Origin of the sequence: Actinoalloteichus spitiensis RMV-1378 (genome assembly GCF_000239155.1) — a bacterium.
Taxonomy (GTDB): Bacteria; Actinomycetota; Actinomycetes; order Mycobacteriales; family Pseudonocardiaceae; genus Actinoalloteichus_B; species Actinoalloteichus_B spitiensis.
Map to the genome: position 1 here is coordinate 1 of NZ_AGVX02000156.1, position 9,855 is coordinate 9,855.

7 protein-coding genes are annotated in these 9,855 nt (G+C 72.0%); 2 read left to right on the forward strand and 5 right to left on the reverse strand.

Annotated elements, in window-relative coordinates; translation table 11 throughout:
- The 5 genes from ACTIDRAF_RS0208295 to ACTIDRAF_RS31870 all read right to left on the reverse strand — a co-directional run.
- Positions 1 to 1,041, reverse strand: a 1,041-nt coding sequence (locus ACTIDRAF_RS0208295; RefSeq protein ID WP_016698269.1) for a zinc-dependent alcohol dehydrogenase family protein, incomplete at its 3' end; no start/stop codon positions are given.
- A 46-nt stretch (positions 1,042 to 1,087) separates the two neighbouring features.
- Positions 1,088 to 2,113, reverse strand: coding sequence for an ABC transporter permease (locus tag ACTIDRAF_RS0208300; protein ID WP_016698270.1), 1,026 nt, complete (start codon positions 2,111 to 2,113; stop codon positions 1,088 to 1,090).
- A complete protein-coding gene (locus ACTIDRAF_RS0208305; RefSeq protein WP_016698271.1) occupies positions 2,113 to 3,630 on the reverse strand; it encodes a sugar ABC transporter ATP-binding protein in 1,518 nt (505 codons plus the stop codon). Before ACTIDRAF_RS0208305 ends, ACTIDRAF_RS0208300 begins: the two co-directional genes overlap by 1 nt.
- A 47-nt stretch (positions 3,631 to 3,677) precedes the next feature.
- Positions 3,678 to 4,676, reverse strand: a complete 999-nt coding sequence (locus ACTIDRAF_RS0208310; RefSeq protein ID WP_016698272.1) for a substrate-binding domain-containing protein — start codon at positions 4,674 to 4,676, stop codon at positions 3,678 to 3,680.
- 604 nt (positions 4,677 to 5,280) lie between these two features.
- Positions 5,281 to 5,616, reverse strand: coding sequence for a hypothetical protein (locus ACTIDRAF_RS31870; protein WP_157162920.1), 336 nt, complete (start codon positions 5,614 to 5,616; stop codon positions 5,281 to 5,283).
- Positions 5,617 to 5,843: 227 nt separating this feature from the next.
- On the opposite strand from ACTIDRAF_RS31870, the gene ACTIDRAF_RS31875 reads away from it, so the two are divergent.
- Positions 5,844 to 9,305: a lamin tail domain-containing metallophosphoesterase family protein gene (locus tag ACTIDRAF_RS31875; protein ID WP_016698274.1), complete on the forward strand. Its 3,462-nt coding sequence runs from the start codon at positions 5,844 to 5,846 to the stop codon at positions 9,303 to 9,305.
- Positions 9,306 to 9,599: 294 nt separating this feature from the next.
- Positions 9,600 to 9,803 (forward strand): cold-shock protein, encoded by a 204-nt coding sequence (locus ACTIDRAF_RS0208325; RefSeq protein ID WP_016698275.1) that lies wholly within the window; start codon positions 9,600 to 9,602, stop codon positions 9,801 to 9,803.
- Positions 9,804 to 9,855: the final 52 nt, after the last annotated feature.

Sequence of the window (9,855 nt, forward strand, 5' to 3'; positions counted from 1 at the left end):
GTTGCCGGCGGCGAGCCGGTAGGCGGCGTCGGCGTCGGCGAGGGGGAAGCGGTCCGAGACCACCGCCTCGGGGCGGAGCCCCCAGCGCACGAGGTTCCTGGCCAGCCGCGCCATCACGGGCACGGAGGTCACCCAGGACGCGTAGAGGGTCAGCTGCTTGTGGAGCAGCGCGTCGGAGACCTCGGTCTCCAGGGTGCCGCCCTCCCCGACCAGGGAGATCCGCCCCCACTCCGCCGCGTTGTCGATGACGGTGGACCTGCCGGGGCGGCTGCCCGAGCAGTCGATCCCGGTGCTCGTCCCCCTGCCCCCGGTGAGCCCGGCGACGAGGGTGTCCGCCTGGTCAGGCTCGGCCGTGGCGTCGAAGACGCCGAGGGTGTTGGCCCAGGCCCGGCGCGCCGGGGACGGTTCGACGCCGATCACCCGGCGGGCGCCCATGCCCCTGGCGATCATCCCGGCGGCCAGACCGACCGGTCCGAGTCCGACGACGAGGAGGTCGTCCTCCCCGCTGACGGCCACCCGGCGCAGCCCCTCGTAGGCGGTGCCGAAGCCGCAGGCGATCAGGGCGCCGTCGACGTGGGAGAGCTCGTCGGGCAGGTGGACGCAGGTGGCCTCCTCGACGAGCAGGTAGTCGGCGTTACCGCCGTCGCGTTGCCACCCGTAGGCGGCCCGGGAGTCGGCGGTGCAGCTGATCTGGTAGCCGAGCCGGCAGTTGTCGCAGAGCCCGCAGCCGGCGATGTGGTAGACGATCACCCGGTCGCCGACGCCGAAGTCCCGGCAGCCGGGACCGGCGGCCACGACCGTGCCGCTGGGTTCGTGCCCGGTGACGACCCCCCGGTAGGCGGGTCCGTCCTGGCCCCGGTGGGTCCTGTGCTCCCGGTAGATGTACCCGATGTCGCTGCCGCAGATGCCGGAGGCGCCGACGCGGAGCAGCAGCTGGCCGGGACCGGGTTCGGGGACGGGCAGCTCCCGCACCACCGCGGTGGAGTCGCCGGGCAGGTAGACGCCGCGCATGGTGGCGGGGAGGGGGGTGGGCGCGGTCATGTCGGCCTCCGTTCGGCTCGTGCCCGGTTCTGGTCGTGGTCGGGGGTCATGCGGTGCGGACCGCCCGGTCCCGGTTGCTGATGGCGACGTTGACGAGGACGGCGCCGACGATGATCACGCCTCGGACGACGTTCTGGAAGAAGGAGTCGACACCGAGCAGCACCAGGCCGTTGGCGATGACGGTGATGAAGGCGACGCCGAGCAGGGTGCCCAGCAGGCTCCCCCGACCGCCGGCCAACAGGGTGCCGCCGATGACGACGGCCGCGATCACGTCGAACTCGAGACCGGCGGCGGCGCCACCGTTCCCGGAGCCGAGCCGGGCCGCGAGCAGGATGCCGGTGATCGCCGACAGCAGCCCGGTGGTGGCGAACAGCGCGATCTTGACGCGCCCGGTGTTGATGCCGGCCAGCCGGGCGGCGGCGGCGTTGCCGCCGGTCGCGTAGATCGAGCGGCCGTAGGCGGTGTAGCGGGCGACGTAGGCGAAGACGGCGAAGAGGGCGAGCATCACCAGGGCGGAGGTGGGCAGCCCCAGCACGGTCCCGCCGAGCGTGCGGAACAGGCCGTTGTCGGGCAGGGCGACGGGCAGGGCGTCGGTGAGGTAGAGCCCGAGTCCGCCGAGCACGCTCCACAGGCCGAGGGTCGCGATGAAGGAGGGCACGGTGAACCTGGCGACGAGCCACCCGGCGAGCGCGCCCCAGGCGAGGCCGAGCGCCAGGGTGAGCGCGATCCCGCCCCAGCTGCCCAGGCCCCACGCCGTGGCGCCCTTGGCGACGAGGACGGAGGAGAACGCCACCGCCGGCCCGATGCTGATGTCGATCTCGCCGGCGATGATGACGAGGGTGACGCCCCAGGCGGCGATGCCGATGGTGGCCGCGTCGCGGAGCATGCCGAGCTGGTTGTCCACCGACAGGAAGCCGGAGGCGGTGCTGCCGAGGACGACGTAGAGCAGGACGATCGCGGCGAGCAGGCCGATCTCGTTCAGCCGTCGGCGACGCGCCGTTCCGCTGGCGGCCGGGGCGGGCGAGGGGGACGCGGCGGTGCCGGGCTGGGTCTGTTGCGAAGACGTGGTCATCAGTGCTCCACACTTTCCACGGCCATCGTGGCGGCCAGGATGTTGTCCAGGGTGATGTCGGGTCCGCTGAACTCCGCGCGGATGCGGCCGCCGTGCAGGGCGACGACCCGGTCGCACACCAGGGGAAGTTCCTCGAGTTCTCCGGAGACGAAGAGGACTCCGGCTCCGGCGGCGGCCAGTTCACGCACCAGCCGGTAGATCTGGGCCTTGGCCTCGACGTCGACGCCCCGGGTGGGTTCGTCGAGCAGCAGGATGCGGCTGCCGGCGTGCAGCCACCGGCCGATGACGGCCTTCTGCTGGTTGCCGCCGCTGAGGTTGGTGATGGGTGTCTCGGGGTGGGCGGTCTTCACCGACAACCGTTCGACGAGCGCGGTCGCGGCGGAGCGGACACGGGACGGTGAGACGGCCGGCCCCCGGGAGACCGCGCGGAAGTCGGACATCACCATGTTCTCGTCGACGCCGAGCAGCGGGACGATGCCCTCCGCCTTCCGGTTCTCCGGGGTGAGGCCGACTCCCAGTTCCTTCATGCGCCGGGCGGAGTGGCGGTCGACGGGCCGTCCCCCGACCTCCACCACCCCCGACTGGAGCGGGTCGAACCCGGCGATCGCCCGGAGCAGCTCGCTGCGGCCCGCGCCGAGCAGCCCGCCGATACCGAGGACCTCGCCCGCGTGCAGGTCGAGCGACACCGACTCGATCTTGGGCGGGACGACGAGGTCGCGAACGCGGAGCAGCGGAGTGCGGGTGCGGTCGATGGTCCTGGTCGCGGGCCGTTCGGCCGCGCTGGTCTCCCCGCCGAGCATCAGGCCGACGATCTGCTCGGTGGTGGCACCGCGTGCCGGGACGGTGTCGACGGTGCGGCCGTCGCGCATCACGGTGATGCTGTGCGCGACCTGGCGGATCTCGTCCAACCGGTGGCTGACGTAGACGACGGCGACGCCCTGGCCGGCGATGCGGCGGACGACGTCGAGGACCATCTCGACCTCGTGGACCGCCAACGCCGAGGTGGGCTCGTCCAGGATGAGCACCCGGGGTTGGCCACGGACTCCTCGCGCGATCTCCACGAGCTGCTGTTCGGCGAGGGAGAGGGTGGCGACCATCCGGTCGGGGTCGATGCGCAGGTCGAGTTCGGCGAAGACCGCGGCGGCCCCCCGGCGCATCCCCTCGTAGTCGACGCGCCCCCCTCGGCGCGGCCAGGCGCCGAGGAACAGGTTCTCGGCGACGGTCATCCAGGGAACGAGGCTGAGTTCCTGGTACACGGTGGACACGCCGAGTTCGGTGGCGCGGCGGACACCTCCGCCACCGAGCGGGGTACCGCCGATGCGCACGTCCCCGGTGTCGGGGACGTCCACGCCGGACAGCATGCGGATCAGGGTGGACTTGCCGGCGCCGTTGCGGCCGAGCAGTGCTCGGACCTCACCGGCCCGGATCTCGAAGTCCGCGCCGGCCAGGGCGCGCACTCCGGGGTACTCCTTGGTCAGGTTGCTCGCCTGGGCGGCGAGGACGTCGTTGTCGGTCACCACGTGCTCCGATCTCTGGCGAGAGGTAGGGGAGGGCTGGGGCCGGGTCAGGGCAACCCGTCGGGGTGGTTCTCCAGCCACTCCTGGCCGTCCTCCGGGGTGGTGTACAGCTCGATCGGGGCGGGGAGGACGAACTCCTCCGGCTCGTCCCCGGCGAGGACGCGCTGCGCGGTCTCGGCGGCCATCCGGCCGACGGCGATGCCGGAGATGTCGACGTTGCCCTTGAGGATGCTGTGGTCCACCAGCGCGTTGGCCGCCTCGGTGGACATGTCGCCGCCGAAGACGACGGTCTGGCCGACCTTGTTCCTGGCCTGCACCGCGCGGATCGCGCCGAGGGTCGCGCCGCCGGCCTGGCCGAAGAACGCGTCGAGGTCCGGGTGCGCGGTGAGGATCCGTTCGGCGACGTTGACGGCCTCGTCGATGGTGGAGCCCTGCTGGTTGGCGACGATCTCGGCGTCGGGGACCTTCGCGAAGAGGGCTTCCTCGAAGCCGAGGCGGCGTTGGACGCAGACCTCGACCTGTTCGCAGTTGACGACGCCGATCTTCGGGGCGGTGATGCCCTCGGCGAGGAAGTGGTCGGCCGCGGCGTCGCCCAGGAGCCGGCCGAACTCCACGGGGTTACCGAGGATGAACGCGGTGACGTACTCCTGGGCCGCCTCCTCGGCGACGCAGGTGTTGTAGCAGATGACCGGGACGCCGCTGCGGTGCGCGAGCCGGATGGCGGGGATGGAGGCCGTCTCGGACACCGGCGACAGGACCAGCGCGTCGACCTTGGCGGAGCTGACGGTGTCGACGAAGGTGCTCTCGCGGGAGGCGTCGCCCTGCGCGTTCAGCTCGAGGAGCTGGATGCTGCGTCCCGCCTCGGCTGCCTCGTCCTGCATGCCCTTGCGGACGCCGGCGTAGTAGCCCTGGGCGTCCATGTAGACGACGCCGAAGCGCCCACCCTCTCCGATCCTGGTGCCGCAGCCCGCCAGGGCCAGCGTCGCGGCGAGCAGGGCGACCAGTGCGGACACCGTCCGGCGGCGGCCCCTCGCGATCGTCGTCATCGGCTCTCCTTCGAACCTCGCGTCCGCGGCCCCGGTGCCGCGGATGCGGGGAAGTATTGGCCGCGACCGCACACCAGGTCAAGAAAAAATACTAATTAATTAATACTGCTACCCCAGGTCGTGGATCAGTGACCGAGAGCGGCGAGCGGGACTGGTGCCGCGCGGAGGCCGCAGCACCTCAGGGGGCCCGCACCGTCCGCCGGCGCGCGGGGGAACGCCTGACGGAGCGGAGGGGATAGCGGCGCCCGACCGGACACGGTGGTCACCGCCGGACGCGACGCCGCCGCCCGCGCCGCTCAGGCCGGGAGCACCGGGGACCGCCCCCCTCCTCGGGAAGCGGCCCGACGGGCGACCTCCGGTCGCGCCGCCGAGGCGGTCTCGGTCGTCAAGGCCACGCTCCACGACCCGCAGGTGCTCCCGGCGCGACCCGGACGACCCGACGCGCCACCCCGGCGCCGCTCCCCGGCACGGCCGGGCGCGCCGCTCGCGACGCACCCCTGGAGGGCCGACCGCCCAGCGCCACGGCGACCCGCTCGCGGCACCTGGTGCGGCACCCGGACCGGGGCCGCCGCGGCCGGAGGTCACCGGCCAGGAGAGGTTGGCTTCAGAAGAGGGCGTCCTCGGCGTCGTCGAAACTCAGCTGCCGGGGCGACCGGGACACGAGTTCGGTGGCACCGACCGCACCGGAACGCCGGCAGCGCCGACACGTGACCCCGTCCCCCGTCGGGTGGAAGGTGGTGAAGTCCCAGGTCCCGCTCCCCACGTGACAGGCGGGAGCCGGGACCTCGACACCACCGACCCACCGCTGGAGCCGCACCGCGTGCACCGTCGACGACGCGCCGAGGCGCCCGTTCCGGCGGTGGAACCGCGCCCGTGCCCGCTCGGCGGTCCCCGCGAGCAACGCACCCAACTCGTCGGTCTCCGGCGTCCATCCCGTCACCACCCCAGGATGGCCCCTCCCCCACCACCCCGAACGGCGGGGGCCACCGCTCACCCGACCGGCGCCCCCCGCACCCCCCGAGGTGTGAACCGTGTGAGTGTTGGCCGGCCGTTCACCACCTGATCAACGACGACCACGCCACGGTTCACCCAGTCTGTCGAGGGTGGACAGCTGTCAACGCGCCCCCGACATGGGGCGGGCGCACTTCCGCAGCCAAGGGAGCACACATGAGCCGCCGGCTCGGAGTTCCACGAACACTACCGGCGGCGCTGGCCGCCGCGCTGGCGATCCCGCTGGTCATCGTCGCCCCGGGCCAGCAGGCCAGCGCCGAGGGCACACCGGACGTCCGGATCAGCGAACTCGCCAACGGAGGTCCCGGAGGAACGAACGACGACTTCCTCGAACTGACCAACTACGGCGACGCCGAGGCCGACCTCACCGGGTGGTGGGTGTTCCGCTGTTCGGGAGAGGGCGCGCACGTGAGCAGCCCGCAGGTGCCGCCGCTCGACGGCGTCCGCCTGGCCCCCGGCGAGAGCTACCTCATCACCCGGTCCGGGGCCGGGAGCACGATCGAGAACCCGGACGCCCGGTATGACGTCAGCTTCAACAACAACGGGTTCGGCGTGTACCTGGAGGACGCCCAGCACCGGCTGGTGGACTCGGTCGGCGTCTACCCCGAGCACGTGCACAGCGACTGCACCCAGGGCACGAACCTCCCGAACACCCTCGACTACAAGCGGGCGCAGAGCTGGCAGCGGGTGTCCTCCACCGGGAACAACGCCGCCGACTTCATCGCCGCCCGGCGCACCCCCGGAGCGCCGAACGCCACCACTCCCGACGAGGGCGTGCGCCCCGGCGACGTCCTGTTCAGCGAGGTCGCCAACGGCGGCCCCGGCGGCACCAACGACGACTTCGTCGAGCTCGCGAACTTCGGGGACGAGCCCGTGGACATCACGGGCTGGAGCTTCTACCGGTGCACCGCCACGGGCCGCCGGGACGCCGGCACCCGCCAGCTGGACCCGCTGCCCGCGAAGGTCCTCCAACCGGGTGAGACCTACGTGATCAGCCGCGCCGGTTCCGCGTCGACGGTGGAGAACCCGGACGCTCGCTACGGCGTCAGCTTCAACGACGCGGGCTTCGGCGCGCTGCTGGAGGACGCCGACGGCACCATCGTCGACGCGGTGTCGGTGTACGACCACCGGGACAGCGCCTGCGTCCAGGGCGAACGCCTGCCGAACACCCTCGACTACGGGTACGGCGAGAGCTACCAGCGCTACCGCTCCACCGGGGACAACCGGGCGGACTTCGTCAAGGCACCGCGCACCCCCGGCGAACTGGTCATCCACGATCCCGAGGACCTGGTCGAGGAGCCCTTCGAGTTCGGCCCGGTGCGCATCAGCGAGTTCGCCAACGCCGGCCCGGATGGCAGCAACGACGACTTCGTCGAGATCGCGAACTACGGCGACGAGCCGGTGAGCATCGACGGCTGGTCACTGCACCGCTGCGCCGGAACCGGGCGCCGGGTCGCCACACCGCAGTTCACGGCCCCGGCGGGCACCACCCTCGCCCCCGGTGAGACCTTCCTGGCCGTCCGCGCCGGTTCGGCGCTCACCGACATCGCCGACACCACCTACCCGACGAGCCTGAACGACAACGGCTTCGGCGTGTGGCTCCAGGACGCCGACGAGCGGCTGGTCGACGCCGCCGGCGCCTACGTCCGCACCGCCGACTTCGGGTACCAGGACGTCACCAGCCCCTGCGTGCTCGGACTGGCCCTGCACAACTCGCTGCTGACCTCCGAGGGGGAGAGTTACCAGCGGGCGCGCTCCACCGGCGACAACGTCGCCGACTTCACCAAGGCACCCCGCACCCCGGGCGAACTGGTGACCCCGGAGCCCCGGGACCCGGCGGTACCTGACCCGGCCGACCTGGAGCCGGTGGAGCTGGACACCCGGGCCCGCCCCTCGACTCCCGAACTCGGCGGCCCGGCGGACGGCGCGGTGGACGTCGACCAGGACGCGGAGCTGACGAGCCGGGTGCACCACCCCAACGGCGACACCATGCGGGTCTCCTTTCAGGGCGCCCCGGTGATCCCGCTGGTGGAGTCGGCCACGAAGGTCTTCACCGGGGCCACGTCCGAGGCTCCCCCGACCAGCCTCCGCGTCGCGGGGGAGGAACGGGTGGGGCGCCCGCACGTCCCCGGGGGCCCCGGCGCGGAGCCGCTGGTGAGTTCCGACCGCTCCGGTGACTTCCCGTTCCAGCGCTTCGAGCTGGTCGTCGGCGAACACCTCCGGGACGTGCCGGAGTTCGACGTGAGCTGGTCTGGACGTTCCACCGGCCGCAACGAGCTCCAGCTGAGGGCGTGGGACCACCGCGCCGGCGAGTGGAGCCTGTTGGACGCGGGAGCCGGCGCCGACGGCGAGGAGATCGGCCTGGTGGGCCGGATCGACGTCTCGAGCATGGTCCGGGGCCGAACGGTGAACCTGCTGGTGCAGGACGGTCCCCGGACCGCTGGGTCCTTCGGTGGTCCGGAGGAGCCGAACCAGGAGTTCGCCAACCCCCACGAGTACGACTTCTCGGTCGCGCACGTCACGGACACCCAGTTCCTCGCCGAGGACTTCCGCGAGGCCTACACCGCGATCAACTCCTGGCTGGTGGCCAACCAGGAGGCCAGGAAGATCGACTACTCGTTCCACACCGGCGACATCATCGAGACCTGGATCCGCGGCGTCGACCGGGAGGAGCGGGCCCGCCACGAGTTCGAGTTCGCCTCCGACGTCCAGCGGCTGCTCGACGACGCGAACCTGCCCAACGGCGTCCTCCCCGGCAACCACGACAACAAGTGGGGTCTGACCAACGACCTGTACAACGAGTACTTCGGGCCGGACCGCTACGAGGACAAGCCGTGGTGGGGCGGGTCCTGGCGCGAGGGGGACAACAGCAGCCACTACGACCTCATCGAGGCCGGCGGGCTGGACTTCCTGATGCTCAGCGTCGGCTACTTCGCCGACCCCGAGGAGATCGCCTGGGCCCGGCGGGTCATCGAGGCGCACCCGGACCACAACGTCATCCTCGGTACCCACGAGTACCTGCGGCCGGAGGGCGAGCGGGCCACCCGGGAGAACGGGCGGTGGACCGCACAGGGTGACGTCTTCTGGGACGAGCTCGTCGAACCGCACGACAACGTGTTCCTGGTGCTGTCGGGTCACTTCCACGGCATCTCCACCGTGGTCCAGCACGAGGTCGGCGACGGTGACCGGACGGTTGTCGAGATGCTCGCCGACTACCAGGCGTTCGAGGTGGACGGGCAGCGCCGGACCGGGTTCCTGCGCCTGCTCCAGTTCGACGCGGACGCCGGGAGGATGGCGGTGAACACCTACTCCCCCGCGCTGGGTGAGCACAACTCGTGGGAGTACGACGGTGAGGGCCGCTACGGCGACGCCGATGACGAGTTCGTCCTCGACGTCGGCCTGATGGCCCCCAGGAGGGTGGAGACCACCGGTCTCGGACTGCTCGGGCCGGTGGTGGAGATCGGCACGGTCTCCGCCGGGTCGGGGCAGGAGGCGACCCTGGAGTGGAGCGGACTGGCCAGGGGCACCCGTTACGCCTGGTTCGCGGAGGTGACCGACGCCGAGGGCGTGACCGCCCGCTCCGCCGTCCGCGGCTTCACCACCAGCGGCGGGCGCTGACCCGGGAGGCCGGGTGGGGAGGTTCCGACTTCCCGGGGCTCCCCCACCCGGCACCCGGCGGAGGGCGTCCCAGCCCTCGGGGCGCCGACACGCGGCGTGATCGATGGGCGGGCCGGAGGTGGATGTGATTCACTGTCGTCGGTCGTCGTTTTGTGTTCGTGTGACGCGCTCGCGAAACGTCGTGGTGGGCATGTGGTTTTCCTCAAGGCAGAGTCGGGGAACGCTCCCGTCTGAGACGACCCGGGTCGCCGCACCGGCGGCGGCACGTACACGCCATCCACAGAGGAGACAGGCATGGCTCAGGGCACCGTGAAGTGGTTCAACTCCGAGAAGGGCTTCGGCTTCATCGCCCCCGAGGACGGCGGTCCCGACGTCTTCGTGCACTACTCGGAGATCCAGGGCAACGGCTTCCGCACCCTGGAGGAGAACCAGCGGGTCAGCTTCGAGGTCGGCCAGGGCACGCGCGGCCCGCAGGCCACCGGCGTGAGCGTCATCTGAGGCTTCGTCAACAACCGTGCGGGCGCGCTTCCCCCTGGGGGGAGCGCGCCCG